This is a genomic window from Amycolatopsis endophytica (assembly GCF_013410405.1).
Taxonomy (GTDB): Bacteria; Actinomycetota; Actinomycetes; order Mycobacteriales; family Pseudonocardiaceae; genus Amycolatopsis_E; species Amycolatopsis_E endophytica.
In genome coordinates this window covers 1,605,842-1,624,651 of record NZ_JACCFK010000001.1, presented here as the reverse complement: position 1 = coordinate 1,624,651, position 18,810 = coordinate 1,605,842, and the positions used below count along the sequence as shown (strand labels likewise).

The window sequence follows — 18,810 nt, the reverse complement described above, 5'->3', positions numbered from 1 at the left end:
CCCCCGTACGCTACTAGCGTGTCCCCTGTGTCAAGCGCTGTGGAACTCACGCCCCCCGGCCCGCGCGGAATTCCGCCCCTCTTCGCACGGCTCGTCGACGACTCGGCGCTCTTCCCGCCCGGGACGGCCACGATGCCCGACGCGCTGCGGAACTACCTGGCCGGCCGCGAGGGAGACCACGCGGGCCTGCTCGGGGTGTTCCTGTGCCAGGCGTCGCGCCTGCCGGAGCTGATCACCGAGCTGATCAAGATCAAGCCGAAGCAGCCGCTGCCGCTGTCGCTGATCATCGACACCGGCCTGGGCGGGGTGCCGAAGGCGATCTCGATCGTCGAGTCCCGCAGCGAGCTGCTGTCGCTGCGCATGGTGGAGATGCCGGCGCCCTCGGACGTCGACGAGGTGTGGCTGGAGCGCGTTTCCGAGTTCGTGCCCGAGGACGTGATCCGCGTGGTCGAGCCGCGGCGCGGGGTCGGGTGGCTGGACGGCGTGCGGCGCGTGATCGAGCACGGCAGCTGGCCCAAGATCCGCTGCGGCGGCCAGTCCAGTGAGAACTTCCCCAGCGTCGATGAGGTCGCCGATTTCCTCGCGGTCGTCAGCGGCGCGCCCGGCGCCTCGTTCAAGGCGACCAACAGCCTGCACCGCGCGGTCCGGCACGAGGACCCGGAGAACGGCATCGCGCACCACGGTTTCCTCAACCTGCTGGTCGCCGTGGGCCGGAGCCTGTCCGGCGGGGATGTCCGCGGCGCGCTGGCCGCGACCGACGCCGACGCGCTCGCCGCGGAAGCCCGGTCCCTGTCCGAGCCGGCGGCGAAGGCGGTGCGCGCCCTGTTCGCGTCCTACGCCTCGGCCAGCTTCGACGAGCCGGTCGCCGACCTCGAGGCGCTCGAGCTGCTGTAGTGAGCGCCGAAGGCTCGCTGACCCTCGACCGCGGCCTGGCGCTGCTGCAGGCGGTGGCGGACGCCGACGGTGACACGGCCACGATTTCCGAGCTGGCCGCGGCGATCGGCGCGAGCCGCGCCGCCGTCTACCGGCTGCTCGTACCGCTGGCCGCGCGGGGACTGGTGTGGCGCGACGGCAGCAAGGTCCGGCTGGGAATCGGCGTGCTGCGGCTCGCCGGTCAGGTCGTGCCGCAGCTGCGTGAAGCGGCCCGGCCGGTGCTGCGGGAGCTGGCGGAAAAGTGCGGCGCGACCGCGCACCTGTCGATCGCCGAGGGTGATCTGGTGGAGCCGGTCGTGACGGTCGAGCCGTCGTGGACCGACTTCCACGTCTCCTACCGGGTGGGCGCCCGCCACCCGATCGGTGTCGGTGCGGCGGGCAAGGCCCTGACGCTGCGTCGCGGAAGCCGTGGCTGGGCAACGGTCACCGGCGAACCGCAACGCGGCACGTCCGGGATCGCCGCCCCGGTGCGCGGCGTGCCCGGCCTGCGGGCGAGCGTCGGGGTGATCGCGCTGGGGTCGCTGGACTCCGAGACCGTCGGCCCTCGGGTGGTCGAGGCCGCCGCGGCGGTCGCCGAGGCGCTGCGCGGGTCCTGACGGGCGACCCGGTATTCGGCCGCCGCGGCTTCGTAGCGGCGGTGCTCGGCCTCGTGGTCCGGGGCGTCGTCCGGATCGTTGGAGGTCACGAACTCCTGGAGCGCCTGGTTGGCGCCCTCCGCCAGCTCGCCCGCCCGCGGCAGCATCACCTGTTCGTAGCGGGTGATCGCGGCGTCGAGTGTCGGCTCACCGGCGATGGCGTGCGCCAGCTCGGCTCCTTCGAGCAGGGCGAGGTTCGCGCCGAACCCGCCGAAGGGCGCCATCACGTGCGCCGCGTCGCCGAGCAGCGTCGCGCCCGGGGTGTGCGGCCAGGTCAGGGGTGCGGGCAGGACGTGGATCGGCCGCTCGACGGCGCCGTCCCAGTCCGTGAGCGCGGGGCGGAAAACGTCGGCCCAGCCCGCGAACTCCTTCAGCAGAAAGCGCTTCACCGCGTCCGCGTCCCGCGCCTCGATGTGGTGGGTGCGGACGATGAGGTAGCCGCGGATGTGGCCGTTGCTGTTGCGCTGCAGCACGATGCCGTGTCGGGCGCCATCGTTCGCGAACATGTGTCCCGGCCCGGTCAGCTCGGCGACCGCGGGATGGCGCGTGTCGGCGTCGTCGAAGCGGACGTCGATGAAGCTGACGCCGCTGTACTGGGCGGTGGCGCCGGTGAGCAGCGGCCGGACACGGGACCAGGTCCCGTCGGCGCCGATGACGAGGTCGGTCTCGGTGGACGAGCCGTCGGCGAACTCCAACCGGTGCCCGCCCCCGCCGAGCGGTTCGGCCCGGGTCAGCTTGTGTCCCCAGTGGACGGTGCCGGGTTCGACGTGCGCGGCCAGCAGTGCTCGCAGCTGACCGCGGTCGATTTCCGGCGCGGCCGTGTCGTCACCGGTGGGGACGAACGACTTCCGGACGGTGCCGTGGTGGTCGCGCCTGGTCTTGGTCTGCGATTCGGGCCGTGACAGCGCCAGGAACTCCTCCAGCAGGCCCGCGTCCGCCATGGCGATCTGGCCCATGTCGGCGTGCAGGTCGAGTGAGCCGCCGGCGTCGCGGGCCTCCAGCGCGGCGTCGGCGTCGTGCACCGTGACTTCGATGCCGTGGTGCTGCAGGACGCGGGCGCACAGCAGGCCGCCGGGCCCGGCTCCGATGATCGTGATCGTCATGGTTGGTTTCCCTGCCTACTGAACGGGCGGTCGTTCAGTTTCACGGTAGCTGAACGGGCGGTCGGTCAGCAAGTACACTGGCGGCATGGCCACGAGGGAGGACCGGCGCACGGGCGCCGAAACGCGTGCCGAGATCCTGCGCGTCGCGCTGCGGTTGTTCACCGAGCGGGGCTACGAGGGCACGTCGACCAGGGACATCAGCACCGCGCTCGGCATCACGAAGTCGGCGCTGTACTACCACTTCCCGAGCAAGGAGTCGATCGTCACGAGCCTCCTCACCGAGCGCAGGCGCGAGCTGGACGACCTCGTCGAGTGGATTCGCACGCAGCCCGCATCACCCGATCTGGTGCAACGGGCGGCGCTGCGGTGGATCGACGGCGCGACGTCCGAGCGGCTGGACGGCATGCGCCTGATGCACGCCAACGGCCCGGTGCTGCGGAACCTGCTCGACGACGGCAACGACGTGCGATCGCACTTCGAGCGGATCGTCGACGCCCTGGTCGCCGCCGACGCGACGCCCGCTGACCGGCTCTACGTCCGGATGGCCTTCGACACCGTCGGCGCCGCCCTGCTGTCCGCGCAGCGCACGGACGCGAGCCTGGAGGACATCCTGGCCGCGGCTCGCCGCGCCACGCTCGCGTTGACGGCCTGACCCGCGCCCCGGAACCGCGCCGCCCCCACAGCGGCCATCGGCGCGGTATCCCGAAGTCGGATTGCGCGCGTGAGGCTCAGGCGAACGCCTGCCAGACCGCGAGGAGCGCGAACCCGGCGAAGGCGAACCCGGCGATGCGCTGCAGCAGCTTCGGCTTGAGGCGGCCGCGCACCTTGTGCCCGATGAACACCGCGACCGCCGCGACCGTGACCAGCGCGAGCAGTGAGCCGGCGCCGACCATCAGCGGGTGGCCGTAGCGGGCGCTCAGCCCGGCGGTGGCCAGCTGGGACGCGTCGCCCCATTCGGCGGCGAACAGGACACCGAACGACGTCGCCGCGGCGCGGAGGAACGACACCGGCTTCAGGCCGTTGCGCGCGGCGTCCTCACCGCTTTCGTCGGCCCGCGAGAACCCCTCGCGCAGCAACAGGAACGCCCCGAGCCCGAACAGCGCCGCGACGACCGCCGCGACCAGGCTGTCCGGCAGCAACGTCAGCGCGCGTCCGAACAGCACCGCGATGGTCGCCTGGACGGCGAACGCGGCGGACACCCCGGCCAGCACCGGCCAGGCGCGGAACCGGGTGGTCAGCACGAGAGTGGCGATCATCGTCTTGTCCGGCAGTTCCACGGCCAGGACGAGCACGTACGCGCTCAGCAGCGCCAGCAGTGCGGTACTCACGAAGATTTCCACCCCTTTCACTGACACGATAAAAGGGGTGTGCGGCAAAAGGCCAGCAGATCGGTTGTGCGAATCGATGGTTTTCGCTGCGGAAGAATTACCCCGACGTGCGGCTCACATTGTTTTTCGTCGCGCCGAAAACAGCCTTGAGCTGCTCGGAACCACCGTGTTGGAGCCACTGTGGGAAGGTCGTCAGGTGCGGGTGCAGTTCCCGTAGCGCCGCGATGTCGACCGGTGGCTCGGGGTTGTTGTTGAGATATTCGCAACCCTCGGCGAAACGCGGATCGATACGGCGCAACTCCTCGATGCCGAGTTGTTCGCAGGGCACTGCGACGCCGGTGGCCGCGCTGATCGCCGTGGCCACCAACGCGATCAGCTGCTGCCGCACGCCCGCCGCCGAAGCCGCGTCGACCACGAGCTTTCCGGCGCCGGTGACCAGTACGAGTTCGTCCATGCTCATCTTCCCAGAAGCGGGGCCAGCACCCCGGTTCGTCGGGAAGATACGGAACGCTCGCCCCGCTTGTCAACGGACTGCGAGGCACCGGGACCTAGGTCCCGGCAAGATCAGGACTCCGGGACCTGATGCCGGGGCCCGCGCGCGAGCAGGCTGAATGACGTGGACGTGCTTGAGTTGGCTCGGTGGCAGTTCGGGATCACCACCGTCTACCACTTCCTCATGGTCCCGCTCACGATCGGACTGTCGGTCCTCGTCGCCGGGATGCAGACCGCCTGGGTCCGCACCGGTGAGCAGCGCTACTACAAGATGACCAAGTTCTGGGGAAAGCTCCTGCTGGTCAACTTCGCGATGGGCGTGGTGACCGGCATCGTCCAGGAGTTCCAGTTCGGGATGAACTGGAACGCCTACTCCCGCTTCGTCGGTGACGTGTTCGGGGCGCCACTGGCGATGGAGGGCCTGGTCGCCTTCTTCGTCGAGTCGACGTTCCTCGGACTGTGGATCTTCGGCTGGGACCGGCTGCCGAAGAAGGTGCACCTGGCCTGCGCGTGGGCGTTCTCGCTCGCGACGATCGCCTCCGCCTACTTCATCCTGGCGGCGAACTCGTGGATGCAGCACCCGGTCGGCGTCACGTTCACCGACGGCAAGCCGACGCTGAACTCGATCTGGGCCGTGCTGACCAACAACACCGCGCTGGCCGCGATCCCGCACACCATCGCCGGTGCCTTCTCGGTCGCCGCCGCGTTCCTCGTCGGCATCGGCGCGTGGCACCTGTGGCGCAAGCGGAAGTCGGACGACGAGCACCGCGCGGTGTGGCGGTCGTCGATCCGGCTGGGCGGCTGGACCGGCATCGTCGCGTTCGCGGTGCTCGCGATCACGGGCGATTTCCAGGGCAAGCTGATGTTCGAGCAGCAGCCGATGAAGATGGCCTCGGCCGAGGCGCTGTGCCACACCGAGCAGCCGGCCAGCTTCTCGATCATCGCGGTCGGCGACGTCGCGTCGTCCAACTGTGAGGACGTCAAGACGTTCAACGTGCCCGCGCTGCTGTCGTTCCTCGCGCACAGTGACTTCACCACCGAGGTCAAGGGCGTCGAGGACCTGGTGACCGAGTACCAGGCGCGCTACGGCACGAACTACCCGGACGACCCGCAGCTCGGCGAACTGGCCGGGCAGCCGGTCGACTACGTGCCGAACCTGCCGGTGACCTACTGGGGTTTCCGCATCATGATCGGTTTCGGTGCGATCTCGGCCGGAACCGGACTGCTGGCGCTGTGGCTGACCCGGAAGAACCGGATCCCGGACACGAAGTGGTTCCCGCGCCTGGCATTGCTGAGCATCGCGACCCCGTTCATCGGCAACAGCGCGGGCTGGATCTTCACCGAGATGGGCCGCCAGCCGTTCGTCGTGGTGCCGAATCCCTCCGGTGTGGACGGTGTGTGGATGTTCACCGCGCGGGCCGTCTCGCGCCTCACCGCCGGTGAGGTGTGGACGTCGCTGATCGCGCTGACCAGCCTGTACGCCGTGCTCGGGGTGGTGGAGGTGTTCCTGATGCGCAAGTACGTGCGCGGCGGGATCGAGGGAGTCATCCCACCGAAGCAGACCGACGACTCGGAAGGCAAGGACGAACTTGCCTTCGCCTACTAGGGAACGATCATGAGCCTGGAAACGATCTGGTTCGGCATCATCGTCGCCTTCTGGCTGGGGTACCTGTTCCTGGAGGGCTTCGACTTCGGCGTCGGCATGCTGCTGCCGATCCTGGGCCGCGACAACACCGAGCGCCGCGTCATGATCAACACGATCGGGCCGGTGTGGGACGGCAACGAGGTCTGGGTGATCGTCGCCGCGGGCGCGATGTTCGCCGCCTTCCCCGGCTGGTACGCGTCGCTGTTCTCGGCCACCTACCTGCCGTTGCTGGTCGTGCTGCTGGCGCTGATCGGCCGCGGCGTCGCGTTCGAGTACCGCGGCAAGGTCGACTCGGAGCGCTGGCGCCGCAACTGGGACCGCGTGATCATGATCGGCTCGTGGGTCGCACCGCTGGGTGTCGGCCTGATCCTGACCACCACCGTGCTCGGCCTGCCGCTCGACGCGCAGGGCAACCGGATCGGCGGCGCGTTCGAGGCGGTGCGGTGGGACACGCTGCTCGGCGCGCTGGCCGTGGCCGGGTTCGCGCTGGTGCACGGCGCGGCGTTCCTGGCGCTCAAGACGGCGGGCGAGCTGCGGGAGCGGGCGCGGACGTTCGCGATCCGGGCGCTGCCGGTGGCGCTGCTGCCGCTCGCCGTGCTGCTGGTGGTCGTGCAGTGGCGGGAAGGTGCACTGTGGACACTGGTCGCGTTCGTCGTCGCGGTGTTCGCCGCGGCGATCGCGTGGACCCGGCTGGTGGCCGACCGGGACGGGCAGGCGTTCGCCGCGCTCGGCGTGACGATCGCGGCGTCGATGGTCACGCTGTTCGGCGCGCTCTACCCGGACGTGCTGCCCTCGACCCTCGACCCGGCCAACTCGCTGACCGTGGCGGGCACCGCGTCCAGCCCGTACACGCTGCAGGTCATCACCTGGGTAGCCGCGTTCGGCGCGCCCGCCGTGCTGGTCTACCAGGGCTGGACGTACTGGGTGTTCCGCAAGCGGATCAGCGCCGCCCACATCCCGCCGGTGCACACCCCATGAGCTTCCCCGGACGCTCCGTCCTTCCCGCATCGGTGTCCGCAATGGACACCATGCGTCCGGGGAAGGGCCCGCTCGGCGCGCTGCCACTGTTGTCCGCGGCGGCGCGCCGGGCGCTCGCCCTGTCCGGCCTGCTCGCGCTCGGCAACGCCGCGGCGCTGGTGGCGCAGGCGTTCCTGCTGGCCTCGGTGTGTGCCGCGGTGGTCTCTGAAAGCGCTGTCCCGACGGGTGCGCTGATCGCGCTGGCCGGGGTGGTGGTCGCCCGTGCGCTGATCGCGTGGGCGCTGCGCGTGGTCGCGGCGCGGGCGGCGGCCGGGGCGAAGGAGGAGCTGCGCGCGAAGGTCGTCGACCACGCGATGCGGCTCGGGCCGGAGTGGATCGCGCGGCGCGGGCCGGGCGAGCTGACCGCCTTGACCACCAGGGGTTTGGACGCGCTCGACGCGTACTTCACCGACTACCTGCCCGCGCTCGTCACCGCCGCGGTGGTGCCGCTCGGTGCGGGCGCCGCCGTCCTGTTCGCGGACTGGCCGTCCGCGGTGATCATCGCGCTCACCGTGCCGCTGCTGCCGCTGTTCGCGATCCTCGTCGGCAAGTACACGGCCGACCGGTCCGCCGCCGCGGCCGACGCGCTGCACCGGATGTCCGGTCACCTGCTCGAACTCGTGCGCGCGCTGCCGGTGCTGGCCGCGTTCCGGCGGGCGGATACGCAGGCCGAGGCGGTGCGACGGGTGTCGGAGCAGCACCGGCGCACCACGCTCAGGACGCTACGGGTCGCGTTCTCCTCGGCGTTCGTGCTGGAGCTGGCCGCGACGCTGTCGGTCGCGCTGGTCGCGGTGGCCATCGGGATGCGGCTGGTCGGCGGTGACCTGCCGCTGGCGATCGGGCTCGGCGTGCTGATCCTGGCCCCGGAGTGCTACCAGCCGCTGCGGGCGGTCGGCGCCGCCTTCCACGCCAGCGAGGACGGGGTCGAGGCGGTCCGCCGGGTCGCCGACGTCCTGGCCGAGCCGGTGACGCCGGACGGGACCGCGATCCCGAGTCGCGGCGAGGTGCGGGTCGAGGGCCTGCGTGTCGCGCGGCGCGGCGGGTTCGCGCCGGACGGCGAGACGTTCACGCTGCGGCCCGGTGCGGTGACCCGGCTGCGCTCGCGCAGCGGTGCCGGCAAGTCGACGACGCTGGCCGTGCTGCTGGGTTTCGTGCGGCCGTCGCAGGGCGAAGTGCTGGTCGACGGCCTGCCGCTGAGCGAAGTCGACGTGACGGCGTTCCGGCGGGACATCGCGTGGGTGCCGCAGAACCCGGTTTTCACCGGCGGCACGGTCCGCGGCGAGCTGTCCCTCGACGGCGAGCCCGATCCGGTCGAGGTCGACGCGCTGCTGCACGAACTGAACCTCGCCGGGCTCGCCGACGTGCCGGTGCACGAGCTGTCCACGGGGCAGCGTCAGCGGGTCGCCGTGGCCCGAGCGCTGCTGCGGGTGCGGCACGGCGCCTGGCTCCTGCTGCTCGACGAGCCCAGCGCGCACCAGGACGCCACGAACGCCGCACTGGTCGAGGCGGCGATCCACTCGACGCTGCCGCTGGGCACGGCCGTCCTGCTGGCGGCGCACGACCGGGAGGCCCACCTGCCGGGCGTGCCCGCTGAACCTGCCCAGCCGCACACCCCGGCCACGACGGATTCGCGGCGGCAGTCGCTCCGGGGCGTGGTGAGCGGACGGCTGTTCGGCGGTGCGGGCGTGGGCGCGCTGGCGCTGCTGGCCGGGGTGGCGCTGACCGCGACCTCGGGCTGGCTCATCGCGAAGGCGTCGCAGCAGCCGCCGATCCTGACGCTGACCGTCGCGGTCGTCGGGGTGCGGGCCTTCGGGCTCGGCCGCGCGGCGCTGCGCTACCTCGAACGCCTGCTCACGCACGACGCCGCGTTCCGGATCGCCGGGCAGTTGCGGGTCCGGCTGTGGCGCGGGCTGGTGCGGCTCGGTCCCGCCCGCACGCTCGGGCTGCGGTTCGGCGAGGGCCAGCGGCGGCTGGTCGCCGACGTCGACACCGTTCGCGACCTGCTGCCGCGGGTGGTCACCCCGCCGCTGATCGCGGTGCTCGTGCTGGCCGGGGCGGTCGCGGTGCAGACGGTGCTGCTGCCCGCCGCCGGGCTCGTGCTCGCGGTCGCCGTGTTGATCGGGGCGTTCGCCGCGCCCGCGCTCGCGTTGCGCTTGGAACGCCACGCCACGACCGCGCTGGCGGAGGGGCGCCGGACGGTGAGCGCCCAGGTGCTCGGCCTGGTCGAATCCGCCGCCGAGCTGATCGTCTTCGGCCCCCGGCGTCGTCGCGCGGAGCTGGCCCGTGCCGACGAGCGGCTGGCGCACCAGGCCCGCCGCCAGGCCTACGGCGCGGGCGCGGCCGACGCGCTGATCACGCTGGTCACCGGCTTCGCGGCGGTGGCCGGGATCGGGCTGGCCGCCCGGTCGGGGATCGAGCCGGTGCTCGCGCCCGTCCTCGCGCTGGTGCCGCTGGCGCTGGCCGAGGTGCTCGCGACACTGCCGCCGGTCGCGCAGCACTGGGACCCGCTGCGGACGTCGATGGCGCGAATCGCGGACGTCGAAAAGTCCGAACCGCTGCCGGTCGCGAGCCACGGCCCGATCGCCTTCGAGCACGCCGACCTCGGCTGGACCACCCCGGTCCTGCGCGACGTCGACCTGCGGATTCCGGAGGGCGCGCACGTCGCGGTGGTCGGTCCGTCGGGCGCGGGCAAGTCGACGCTGCTCGCCGCGTTGCTGGGGTTCCTGCCCGCGCGGAGCGGTCGGGTCACGACGGCCGCTTCGGTCGCGTGGGCGCCGCAGGAGCCGCAGCTCGTCTCGACGACGGTCGCGGAGAACCTGCGCCTGGCCGATCCGCACGCCGACGACGACCGTCTCCGGGAGGCCCTGCGGCTGGCCTGCCTCGACATCCCGCTCGACACCGTCCTCGGTGGTGCGGGCAGCGGACTTTCCGGTGGTCAGGCGCAGCGGCTCGCGGTCGCCCGCGCCCTGGTCGCCGCCCCGGGCGCGGACCTCGTCCTGCTCGACGAGCCCACCGCGCACCTCGACGAACCGACCGCCCGCGAGCTGCTCGCGAACCTGCGCACGGCGCTGTCGGGCAAGACGGTCGTGCACGTCACGCACCACCCGGTGGCGGCCGACCTCGTGCTCGACGTGGGTGACGGGCAGGTCAGGGCGCGGATGCCGGTCCTGGAAGGCGGCTACGCTTGACCCTGCTCATGGAACCGACCCTCGCCGCCCGCGCGCTGTCCGCGGCCACGGAGATCACCACCGCCGCCCTGTCCGGCGGTGACCCCGACGCGGTCCTGGACTCGGTGGTGCACAAGGCCGCCGAGATCGCGGGCGCCGACCTGTGCCTGGTGATGGTCCGCGCGGGCGACGGCAAGGTGTCGGTCGAAGCCGCGTACGGCACGCACAACGAGGATCCACGCGGACTGGTGCTGCCCGCCGAGTCAGCGGCGGGTCAGGTGGCGCACGGCGGGGTGACGGTCGTGGCCGAGGACATGACGACCGATCCGCGCACGGCCCCGTACGTGCCGTCCGAGCTGCGCCGGTTCGGGCCGTTCGCGGCGGCGCCGTTCGGATCCGGTGGCCGGGTGCTGGGCGCGCTCGCGGTGTACCGGGAGCGGACCGGTAGCCCGTTCGAGCCCGCTATGGTCGAGGTGCTGACGGCGTTCGCCGCGCAGGTCGGTGTCGTGCTGGCGCTGGCCGAGGCCGCCAACGACCGCCACCGCATCACGCTCTACCAGGAGCGCGAGCGCATCGCCCGCGAGCTGCACGACGTGATCGTGCAGCGGTTGTACGCGGCGGGCATGCAGCTGGACCGGGTGCGGCGGCGGATGCGCAAGCGGTTCGCCTCGACCGACGCGACCCGGCTCGGCGAGGCGATCGACCAGCTCGACGAGACCATCGAGGAGATCCGGCACACCGTACGCGAGCTGCGGTCGCCGGAGCCGGAGGCGTCGGAGCAGCCGTCGGCCACGGATCTGGCCGAGTCCGCGCGTGCCGAGGTGCGGATCGCGGGCGAGCTGCTCGGGTTCCCGCCCACGCTGGAGCTGTCCGGTGAGCTGGCCGACATCCCGGCCGAGCGCGCGGACCACATCCGCGCCGCGCTGCGCGAGGCACTGTCCAATGTGGTCCGGCACTCGGGGGCGAGCGAGACGAGGGTGACGCTGGTCCGTGACGCCGATGGGGTGCGGCTGCGGGTCCGCGACAACGGCGCCGGGGTGCCGCAGGACGTGCAGACCCGCGGCCTGCGGCACCTGGAGGAACGCGCGACGCGCGCGGGCGGGAAGTTCTACCTCAACTCCTCGCCCAGCCTGGGCACGCTCGTGGCGTTCGAGCTGCCGTTGGAGAGGCGGGCCAGCTGATCCCGCGACGCCGCCGCGACGTCCGCGGCCACGCCAAGGTCGCCCAGCATCTCCGCGGCGGCGGCCATCTCCGCGGTGCGGCGCTTGGCGTGCTTGTGGCTGCCGGTCACCAGACGGTCCACAGTGGATTCGCTCGCGCCGGTGAGTTCGGTGACGATGACGCCACGTAGCCAGTCCTCGCAGCCCGCCGCGCGAGCCGCTTCCAGCGCTTCGACGACCGCCGCGGACATGCCCTTGAAGAAGACGCTGCGCAGCAGTTTCCGTTCCGCCGCGAGACCGGCCTCGCCGTCCATCACCTCGACTTTCGCGCCGAGCGGGCCCAGGATCTTGGCGACCCCGTCGGCGGCGGGTCCGGTGGCGAGCATCGGCACGGTCAGACCTTTGCCGGGGACCGGCGCCATGATCGCGACATCGGCGAAGTCGACGGCGGCCTCGCGCGCGATGGCGGCCAGTTCGCGTTTCTTGCCGGGGGAGGCGGTGTTGAGGTCGGCCCAGACGCCGCTGACCTTCGGCAGCCCGGCCCGCAGCGCGCCGACCGCGGCGGCCGAGCTGTTGACGCTGAGCACGAGGTCAGCCCCTTCGGCGGCCTCGGCCTCACTGGTGAAGTCCGTGGTGAACGCCGGGTCGTACCCGCGCACGACGGCCCCGGCCGCACGCAGGTCGCGGGCGAACTCGGTGCCCGCTTCCCCGAGGCCGAGAACGGCGACGACGGGCGATTTTCCGGACATAAGGGGTTCCTCCTCGACGACCGACTACGATCCGAGTAGACGATGTTCACGACAAAATTGTCAACAATGCGAGCGGGAGCGGGTGTGGGCGAGCAGGCCGAAGTCGAGAAGCCGGTGGTGGACGCCATCCGGGAGGCGATCATCCACGGTGAGTTCGTGCCGAACCAGCGCCTGGTCGAGGCCGATCTGTCGGCGCAGTTCGCCGCGAGCCGGGCGAACATCCGCATCGCGCTGCTCGAACTCGCCAACGAGGGCCTGGTGGAGCGGGTGCAGAACCGCGGTGCACGGGTGCGCGCGGTGTCGCTCGAAGAGGCCATCGAAATCTCCGAGGTGCGCATGGTCGTCGAGGGCCTGTGCGCGGAGAAGGCCGCCGAGCGCATCGGCGAGGACGAGATCCGCGAGTTGGCGGCCCTCGGCAAGGCGATGCGCAAGGCGGTCGCGTCCGGGGACGTCATGGGGTACTCGGGGCTGAACCAGCAGCTGCACCGCCGGGTGCGGGAAATCAGCGGCCAGCACACGGCGGGCCACGTCCTGGAGCGGCTGCGCGCGCAGAGCGTGCGTCACCAGTTCCGCCTGGCGATGCGTCCGGGCCGCCCGTCGGTCTCGCTGCCCGAGCACCTGGCCATCATCGACGCCATCTGCGCCCATGATGGTGAGGCTGCTGCCGCGGCGGTGCGGAAGCACCTGAGCAGCGTGATCTCGGCGCTGCGCGAGGCCGACCAGGCCTGAGGCGCCGCTCCGCGCTGCCGGTCCACCTGAGAAAACCGCCATCCCCTTGACGCCTGTCGCCAAGATTGTTAACAATCGTGGCGAGCATAGTGGCGCAAAGGAGCGGCATGGCAGATCACCCGGTACCCACCTCACGTGCCCGAGCACTGGTCCGCGGCGCCTATGACGTGCACATCCACGTCGCGCCGGACGTGATGGAGCGGCGCATCGACGATGTCACCCTCGCGGAGCGCTTCGCCGAAGGTGGGCTCGCCGGGTTCGTCCTCAAATCCCACTACCTGGCCACCGCCGAACGGGCCGCGGTCGTACGGCGGGTCACCGGGGTCGATGTGCGAGGGGCCATCACGCTCAACGCCTCCGTCGGCGGCATGAACCCGATCGCCGTCGAGATCGCCGGACGCGGCGGGGCCACGTTCGCCTGGCTGCCCACCGTGGACAGCGCGAACCAGCGTCAGTGCCAGGCCGAGGCACCCGAGGGCGCGCAACCGCCGATGTGGGCGCGGCTCCAGGCCGACCTCGCCGCCGCCGGGATGGCCGCGGACCCGGTCGCCGTGCTGGACGACGACGGCAAGGTACTCGACGTGACCCGGCAGGTGCTGAGCCTGATCGCCCAGCACGACATGACACTGGCGACCGGCCACCTGCACCAGGACGAGTCCGCCGCGGTCATCGAAGCGGCCGTCGCGGAGGGTGTGCGGCGGATCGTCGTCACGCACCCCGAATTCACGTCCCAGCGCATCGGCATCGAGCGCCAGCGTGCGCTCGCCGAGCAGGGGGCGCTCCTGGAACGGTGTTTCAGCACGCCCTACACCGGCAAGGTCGCCTGGGATGTCTGGCTCGGCAACATCCGCGCGGTCGGCCCGGAGCATTCCGTGATCTCCAGCGACCTGGGCCAGCCGTTCAACCCGCCGGTCGAGGACGGCCTCGCGCTGGCGGCCGACCGGCTGCTGGAGTACGGCTTCACCGAGGACGAGGTGCACACCATGATCGTCACCAACAGCCGCGCACTCGTGGGGGCCGGCGCATGAGCCTCACCGCGGACGCGATCACCAAGCAGTTCGTCAAGGACGACTCGGCCGTCGTCGCGCTCCGCGAGTTCAGCCTGGACATCGAGCAGGGCAGCTTCGTGACCCTGCTCGGCCGCAGCGGGTGCGGCAAATCGACGCTGCTCAACATGCTCGCCGGGCTCACCGAACCGAGCAGTGGCGAGATCCGGTACCACGCGCGCAGGCTCGACGGCCCGGAAACCAGCATCGGATACCTCACTCAGCACGACACGCTGATGCCGTGGCGGGACGTGCTGCGCAACGTCGAAATGCCGCTGGAGATCCGCGGGACCGACGCCCGCCAGCGCCGCGAGATCGCGCTGGAACTGATCAAACGCGTGGGACTGAGCGGATTCGAGAAGCACTACCCGCGTGAGCTGTCCGGCGGCATGCGGCGCCGCGCCAGCCTCGCGCGGATGCTCGCCGGCGCACCGGAAACCCTGCTCATGGACGAACCGTTCGGCGCGCTCGACGCGCAACTGCGCACCGAACTGCAGGAGGAGCTGTTGCGGCTGTGGCAGGGCAGCGGCCAGACCGTCGTGTTCGTGACCCACGACATCGAGGAGGCACTGATGCTCGGCGACCGCGTCGTCGTGCTCGGCTCGCTCGGCGCGATCCTGCTCGACCGCGAGATCACCCTCACCCGTCCCCGCTCCGCCGACGACCTGCGCGTCGACCCGGAATTCGTGTCCCTGCACCGGGAACTGGCCGGGGCACTCAAGGAGGCCGTCTCATGACCATCGCGGCGACCGGTCCCGTCCGCGTCAGCGTCGACCGCACCTGGTGGCAGCGGCACGGCACCACGACCACCGTCTGGGCGCTGCGGATCGCGCTGCTCGTGGTGTTCCTGGTGCTGTGGCAGATCGCCGCCGACCGATGGATCGACAGCACGTTCACCAGCAAACCCACCGACATCGTCCGGCGCCTCGGCGAATGGGCAGGCGACGGGACACTGTGGACGAACACCTGGATCACCGTGCAGGAGATCGTCTACGGCTTCCTGCTCGGCGCGGTCACGGGCGCGATCGCCGGTTTCGTGCTGGCGTCGCTGAACCTGCTCTACCGCGTTCTCGACCCGTTCATGATGGCCCTGTACTCGATTCCGAAGGTCGCGCTCGCGCCGCTGTTCATCGTGTGGTTCGGCATCGGCATGCACATGAAGGTGCTGCTCGCCGCCGCGACGGTGTTCTTCCTGGTGTTCCTCAACACCGCGGCCGGTGTCCGGGAGGTCGACCGCGGGCTGGTCGACGCCGTGCGCCTGATGGGCGGCAACCGCCGCGACATCGCTCGCAAGGTGGTGCTGCCGGCGTCGATGACCGGGCTGCTGACCGGGCTGAAGGTGGCGATCCCGTACGCCCTCATCGGTGCGGTGATCGGCGAGCTGGTCGCGTCCAACCGCGGCCTCGGGTACCTGATCAACGACGCGGCCGCCCAGTTCGACACCGCGGGCGTGTTCGCGACGCTGGTCGTGCTGAGCGTCGTGGCGGGGCTGCTGAACGTCCTGGTCGGACTGATCGGGCGTCGCGTCAACCGGTGGAAGCCGCTCGATGACTGACCGCCGGACGATCCTGAAAGCGCTTACCGCGACACCGTTGCTGCTGGCTGGAGCGTGTGCGACACGCGAATCGACGACACCTGCCGGTGTGCTCAACGTCGGCCAGATCAGCGACTCCGCGGCGTTCTTCCCGTTGTTCATCGCGGAGAAGCGGGGCTATTTCGCCGCCGAAGGCGTGACGCTGGGCGAACGCCCCCGGCTGGGCACCGGCGCGAAGGTCGCGGCGGCGCTCAAGTCCGGCAGCATCGACCTCGGCGCCGGGGTGATCACGGACGCGTTCAACCTCGCCAAGATCGACGACGGCACCCGGATCGTGACGAGCCTGGTCACCGAGTACTACGTGGACGTCGTCGTGCCACCGTCGTTCCCGGAAGCGGCCACGCCGGAGGAGAAGGTCCAGGCGCTGGTGGGCCGCAACATCGGCATCACCGGACCGGGCAGCGGCACCGAGGCGCTGGTCAACTACCTGTTCCAGACCATCGGGCGCGACGCCGCCGTGGACGCGACACTGGTGAACCTCGGCAGCGCCGCCACCTCCGCGATCGGCGCGCTGAAATCGGAGCGGGTGGACGCGCTGGCCTTCTTCCAGCCGATCGGGCAGCAGGCCGAGGCGGCCGGTGCCGGCCGGATCTACCTGTCCCCGGCACGCGGCGACGTGCCGAGCCTGAAAGGCGCGCTGCACGGGGTCGTGTTCAGCACGCGGAAGCTGCTGGACCGCAAGAAGACCGAGTTCGCGGCCTTCCAGCGGGCGGTGGGCCGGGCGATGACCGACATCCACGGCGATCCGGCCGGGGCACGGGAACTGCTGGGGCAGTACTTGAAATCGACGGATGCCGCCGCGCTGGACGCGCTGCTGCCGATTTTGCGCGACGAGGTGCCGCCGGGGCCCGAGGTTCAGCAGGCGTCCTACGACGTGGCGCGGAAGTTCCACCTGGACAGCGGATTGGTGAAGAAGGCGCCGGAATACAACGCGATCCTCGCTTAGCCGCGCGAGTCCCACGTTTCCGCGGTCGAGTTCCACGTTCCGGTGCGCGAGTTCTGCGGTCGCGGGCGCTACGCGGGGTTTGCGCTGCGCGCGGCTGCAGGCGCCGGCTTCGCTTCGCCACGCCCCGGGCGCCTGGGCGCTGGCGCGCCCGGCGTTTCCGGGGATCGGGTTGCGGGAGGGGGCTGGTTCGGGCGGTGGGGCTTTCGTTGCCGGGTGGCGGTTTTGTTGTGGGGGTTGCCGCTCAGCCGGGGTTGAAGTAGGTCTTGCCCTTGTACTTGATCTGCAGACCGTCGAAGCCGCCCCAGGCGGCGTAGCCGTAGGTCGTGTCCTGGCCCGGTTTCAGGGTTCGCCAGCCGGAGTCGAAGTCGTTGTCGATCTGGAACTTGACCTGCACATTGGCCGCGCACTTGTTGGTCGCGGTGGCTTCGTCGCTCGTCCAGCCGTTGTCGACCTTCACCTTGACGCAGCTCAGCTTCGGCGTCGCGGCGGAGGCGGTGCCGGGGAACACCGCCCCGAGCGCGGCGAGTCCGATGAGGACGATCGTCGTCTTGCGGAACTTCATGTCGCGAACGTAACGAAACCACACGACCGGCGGCTGTCACGCCGAACCCGCCCGGACCGGCACGCTACGGTGCGGGTACGGGCCTACGTGATGCCCTCGACCGTTTCCAGCATCACCTTGAGCAGGCCGGCCAGCTCGTCGCGCTGGCCGGGGTCCAGTTTGGCCAGTGCGGCCTTCTCGCCTTCGAGGTGTTCCGGCAGGAGCTGGTCGATCAGCAGCGTGCCCCGCTCGGTCAGCCGTACCTGCACCACGCGCCGGTCGCGTTCGCTCGCCGTCCGGGACACCAGGCCGAGCCGTTCGAGGCGGTCGAGGCGCTTGGTGATGGCCGCGCCGGAGGACAGCATCTCCCGGCTGATCTGGCCCGGGTTGAGCACCTCGTTGCGCCGCAACGCACACAGTACGTCGAACTCCGCGCGGTTGAGGTCGTGGGCCACCAGAAGATCGTCGGTCGCGCGGCGGATCAGGGAGGCGAGCCGCAGCACCCGGCCGACCACGGCCATCCCCGTCGTGTCGAGATCGGGATGCACGTCCAGCCACTGGCGCCGCACCCTGTCGACGAGATCACTCACCGCTGAGCCCCTTCGTACACGAATCTTTCGGTAGTATTTTACTCGTGAATAATTTCGCTCGCCACGACCTGCTCCGCGCGCTCTCGCCGCGCGGCTGGTGGCAGCTGCGGCCGGTGGACCGGGCGCTGGCGTCCGCGTTTCGGGCCATGACCGGGGCGAACATAGTCCTGATCGCGGTTGTGATCGCGGGGCACACCGAACTGGCGCCCGCGGCGGCGTTCGGCGGCATGACGGCGGTGCATGCGCGCTTCGAGCCGTACCCGGTGAGGGCCCGTGTGCTCGCCGTGATCGGTGCAGGTCTGACGCTCGCCGTCGGACTCGGTGGCGCGGTTTCGGCGGCCGGGTGGGGGCCGCTGCCGGTCGCCATCCTGGTCGCCGTGGTCGCGGCCGTCGCGAAACTGCTCACGGACGGTATCCGGTCCGGGCCGCCCGGCGGGCTCATGTTCGTCTTCGCCGTCGGCACCACGTCCGCCTTCCCGGTCAGCTGGCCGGGCGTCGGCGCCCAGGTCGCCGTCGCCGCGGCTAGCGCGGTCGTGGCCTGGACCGTGGCGCTGTCCGGCTGGCCGTTCTTCGACCACGACCGGACCCGCACGACCTCGTGGCGGGCCGGGCTGCGGGCCGCCGTGCACCGGACCGCACACGAGTGGCCGCGTGCGGTGAAGGTGTTCGCGGCGGTACTGGCGGCCGGACTGATCGCGCACGCGGTCGGCCTCGGGCACCCGTACTGGGCGACGGTCGCGGCCGCCGCGGTCCTGCAGGCCACGCACCTGCAGCACACGATGCACCGCTTCATCCAGCGCGTCTCGGGCACCGTCGTCGGCGTTCTCGTCGCGGCGGTGCTGCTGGCGCTCGACCTGCCGCAACCCGCGAAACTGGCGCTGATCGTCGTCGCGCTGCTCGGCGCGGAGCTGACGGTCATCCGCAACTACGCGATCGCCATGGTGTTCGTGACGCCGCTGGTGCTGCTGCTCGGCTCGCTGTCCGCGCCCGTCGACACGGTCGCCGTCACCGCCGACCGGCTCGTGGCCACGGTGCTCGGCGCGGTCATCGGCGTCGCGGTCGCGCTGATCCGGCCCGGACGCGGCTACCAGCTGGCCTGACGTTGGGTGACGTGATCGTTCCACCCTGCTAGCTT

The 18,810-nt window shown here is 71.3% G+C and carries 18 protein-coding genes and 1 pseudogene; 13 read left to right on the top strand and 6 right to left on the bottom strand.

Annotated features, from left to right (window positions below; all coding sequences use genetic code 11):
• Positions 1 to 39 precede the first annotated feature (39 nt).
• Complete coding sequence (locus HNR02_RS08095) at positions 40 to 894, top strand: hypothetical protein (protein ID WP_312861140.1); 855 nt, start codon at positions 40 to 42, stop codon at positions 892 to 894.
• The gene (locus HNR02_RS08090) at positions 894 to 1,529 is read left to right on the top strand and encodes a helix-turn-helix domain-containing protein (RefSeq protein WP_179772552.1); all 636 of its coding nucleotides are present in this window, start codon (positions 894 to 896) and stop codon (positions 1,527 to 1,529) included. Before HNR02_RS08095 ends, HNR02_RS08090 begins: the two co-directional genes overlap by 1 nt.
• Before the next feature lie 245 nt (positions 1,530 to 1,774).
• Here HNR02_RS08090 and HNR02_RS08085 read toward each other — a convergent pair.
• Positions 1,775 to 2,671, bottom strand: a pseudogene (locus HNR02_RS08085) (FAD-dependent oxidoreductase); the annotation flags it as partial.
• Positions 2,672 to 2,756: 85 nt separating this feature from the next.
• Between HNR02_RS08085 and HNR02_RS08080 the strand changes: the two are divergent.
• Complete coding sequence (locus HNR02_RS08080) at positions 2,757 to 3,323, top strand: TetR/AcrR family transcriptional regulator (protein WP_179772551.1); 567 nt, start codon at positions 2,757 to 2,759, stop codon at positions 3,321 to 3,323.
• A gap of 76 nt (positions 3,324 to 3,399) precedes the next feature.
• Here the strand turns inward: HNR02_RS08080 and HNR02_RS08075 are convergent, their stop codons facing one another.
• Entirely contained in the window at positions 3,400 to 3,987 is a 588-nt protein-coding gene (locus HNR02_RS08075; protein WP_179775773.1) for a TMEM165/GDT1 family protein, read from the bottom strand.
• A gap of 109 nt (positions 3,988 to 4,096) precedes the next feature.
• A complete protein-coding gene (locus HNR02_RS08070) occupies positions 4,097 to 4,453 on the bottom strand; it encodes a hypothetical protein (RefSeq protein ID WP_179772550.1) in 357 nt (118 codons plus the stop codon).
• A gap of 162 nt (positions 4,454 to 4,615) precedes the next feature.
• Between HNR02_RS08070 and HNR02_RS08065 the strand changes: the two genes are divergently transcribed.
• The 4 genes from HNR02_RS08065 to HNR02_RS08050 are packed head-to-tail and all read left to right on the top strand — an operon-like array spanning position 4,616 to position 11,501.
• On the top strand, positions 4,616 to 6,097 hold the full coding sequence (locus HNR02_RS08065; RefSeq protein WP_179772549.1) for a cytochrome ubiquinol oxidase subunit I: 1,482 nt from the start codon (positions 4,616 to 4,618) through the stop codon (positions 6,095 to 6,097).
• Between the two features lie 9 nt (positions 6,098 to 6,106).
• Positions 6,107 to 7,114: a cytochrome d ubiquinol oxidase subunit II gene (cydB, locus tag HNR02_RS08060; RefSeq protein ID WP_179772548.1), complete on the top strand. Its 1,008-nt coding sequence runs from the start codon at positions 6,107 to 6,109 to the stop codon at positions 7,112 to 7,114.
• 41 nt (positions 7,115 to 7,155) lie between these two features.
• On the top strand, positions 7,156 to 10,341 hold the full coding sequence (gene cydD / locus HNR02_RS08055) for a thiol reductant ABC exporter subunit CydD (RefSeq protein ID WP_179772547.1): 3,186 nt from the start codon (positions 7,156 to 7,158) through the stop codon (positions 10,339 to 10,341).
• Between the two features lie 8 nt (positions 10,342 to 10,349).
• Positions 10,350 to 11,501, top strand: a complete 1,152-nt coding sequence (locus tag HNR02_RS08050; RefSeq protein ID WP_179772546.1) for a GAF domain-containing sensor histidine kinase — start codon at positions 10,350 to 10,352, stop codon at positions 11,499 to 11,501.
• Here the strand turns inward: HNR02_RS08050 and HNR02_RS08045 are convergent.
• Complete coding sequence (locus HNR02_RS08045) at positions 11,429 to 12,229, bottom strand: NAD(P)-dependent oxidoreductase (RefSeq protein WP_179772545.1); 801 nt, start codon at positions 12,227 to 12,229, stop codon at positions 11,429 to 11,431. The two genes, HNR02_RS08050 and HNR02_RS08045, sit on opposite strands and share 73 nt — an antisense overlap.
• A gap of 66 nt (positions 12,230 to 12,295) precedes the next feature.
• Between HNR02_RS08045 and HNR02_RS08040 the strand changes: the two genes are divergently transcribed.
• The 5 genes from HNR02_RS08040 to HNR02_RS08020 all read left to right on the top strand — a co-directional run bounded on the left by HNR02_RS08040 (position 12,296) and on the right by HNR02_RS08020 (position 16,544).
• Positions 12,296 to 12,958, top strand: coding sequence for a GntR family transcriptional regulator (locus HNR02_RS08040; protein ID WP_179772544.1), 663 nt, complete (start codon positions 12,296 to 12,298; stop codon positions 12,956 to 12,958).
• A gap of 107 nt (positions 12,959 to 13,065) precedes the next feature.
• Positions 13,066 to 13,986, top strand: a complete 921-nt coding sequence (locus tag HNR02_RS08035) for a DUF6282 family protein (protein ID WP_179772543.1) — start codon at positions 13,066 to 13,068, stop codon at positions 13,984 to 13,986.
• The gene (locus HNR02_RS08030; protein WP_179772542.1) at positions 13,983 to 14,741 is read left to right on the top strand and encodes an ABC transporter ATP-binding protein; all 759 of its coding nucleotides are present in this window, start codon (positions 13,983 to 13,985) and stop codon (positions 14,739 to 14,741) included. Before HNR02_RS08035 ends, HNR02_RS08030 begins: the two co-directional genes overlap by 4 nt.
• On the top strand, positions 14,738 to 15,559 hold the full coding sequence (locus HNR02_RS08025) for an ABC transporter permease (protein ID WP_179772541.1): 822 nt from the start codon (positions 14,738 to 14,740) through the stop codon (positions 15,557 to 15,559). The genes HNR02_RS08030 and HNR02_RS08025 overlap by 4 nt, the downstream gene beginning before the upstream one ends.
• Positions 15,552 to 16,544 (top strand): ABC transporter substrate-binding protein, encoded by a 993-nt coding sequence (locus HNR02_RS08020; RefSeq protein WP_179772540.1) that lies wholly within the window; start codon positions 15,552 to 15,554, stop codon positions 16,542 to 16,544. Before HNR02_RS08025 ends, HNR02_RS08020 begins: the two co-directional genes overlap by 8 nt.
• A 241-nt stretch (positions 16,545 to 16,785) precedes the next feature.
• Here HNR02_RS08020 and HNR02_RS08015 read toward each other — a convergent pair whose 3' ends face one another.
• Positions 16,786 to 17,106 carry an alpha-amylase inhibitor gene (locus HNR02_RS08015; RefSeq protein WP_179772539.1) on the bottom strand — a complete coding sequence of 107 codons (321 nt, stop codon included), beginning with the start codon at positions 17,104 to 17,106 and terminating at the stop codon, positions 16,786 to 16,788.
• 83 nt (positions 17,107 to 17,189) lie between these two features.
• Entirely contained in the window at positions 17,190 to 17,675 is a 486-nt protein-coding gene (locus HNR02_RS08010; RefSeq protein ID WP_312860942.1) for a MarR family winged helix-turn-helix transcriptional regulator, read from the bottom strand.
• 44 nt (positions 17,676 to 17,719) lie between these two features.
• Between HNR02_RS08010 and HNR02_RS08005 the strand changes: the two genes are divergently transcribed.
• The gene (locus tag HNR02_RS08005; RefSeq protein WP_179772538.1) at positions 17,720 to 18,775 is read left to right on the top strand and encodes an FUSC family protein; all 1,056 of its coding nucleotides are present in this window, start codon (positions 17,720 to 17,722) and stop codon (positions 18,773 to 18,775) included.
• Positions 18,776 to 18,810 lie beyond the last annotated feature (35 nt).

What these genes read in the sequence shown, in the direction of transcription:
- HNR02_RS08020 (WP_179772540.1), top strand. Translation starts at nt 15,552, where the DNA reads ATGACTGACCGCCGGACGATCCTGAAAGCGCTTACCGCGACACCGTTG.
- HNR02_RS08035 (WP_179772543.1), top strand. Translation starts at nt 13,066, where the DNA reads ATGGCAGATCACCCGGTACCCACCTCACGTGCCCGAGCACTGGTCCGC.
- cydB (WP_179772548.1), top strand. Translation starts at nt 6,107, where the DNA reads ATGAGCCTGGAAACGATCTGGTTCGGCATCATCGTCGCCTTCTGGCTG.
- HNR02_RS08050 (WP_179772546.1), top strand. Translation starts at nt 10,350, where the DNA reads ATGGAACCGACCCTCGCCGCCCGCGCGCTGTCCGCGGCCACGGAGATC.
- cydD (WP_179772547.1), top strand. Translation starts at nt 7,156, where the DNA reads ATGGACACCATGCGTCCGGGGAAGGGCCCGCTCGGCGCGCTGCCACTG.
- HNR02_RS08045 (WP_179772545.1), bottom strand. Translation starts at nt 12,229, where the DNA reads ATGTCCGGAAAATCGCCCGTCGTCGCCGTTCTCGGCCTCGGGGAAGCG.
- HNR02_RS08030 (WP_179772542.1), top strand. Translation starts at nt 13,983, where the DNA reads ATGAGCCTCACCGCGGACGCGATCACCAAGCAGTTCGTCAAGGACGAC.
- HNR02_RS08070 (WP_179772550.1), bottom strand. Translation starts at nt 4,453, where the DNA reads ATGGACGAACTCGTACTGGTCACCGGCGCCGGAAAGCTCGTGGTCGAC.
- HNR02_RS08015 (WP_179772539.1), bottom strand. Translation starts at nt 17,106, where the DNA reads ATGAAGTTCCGCAAGACGACGATCGTCCTCATCGGACTCGCCGCGCTC.
- HNR02_RS08080 (WP_179772551.1), top strand. Translation starts at nt 2,757, where the DNA reads ATGGCCACGAGGGAGGACCGGCGCACGGGCGCCGAAACGCGTGCCGAG.
- HNR02_RS08040 (WP_179772544.1), top strand. Translation starts at nt 12,296, where the DNA reads ATGCGAGCGGGAGCGGGTGTGGGCGAGCAGGCCGAAGTCGAGAAGCCG.
- HNR02_RS08025 (WP_179772541.1), top strand. Translation starts at nt 14,738, where the DNA reads ATGACCATCGCGGCGACCGGTCCCGTCCGCGTCAGCGTCGACCGCACC.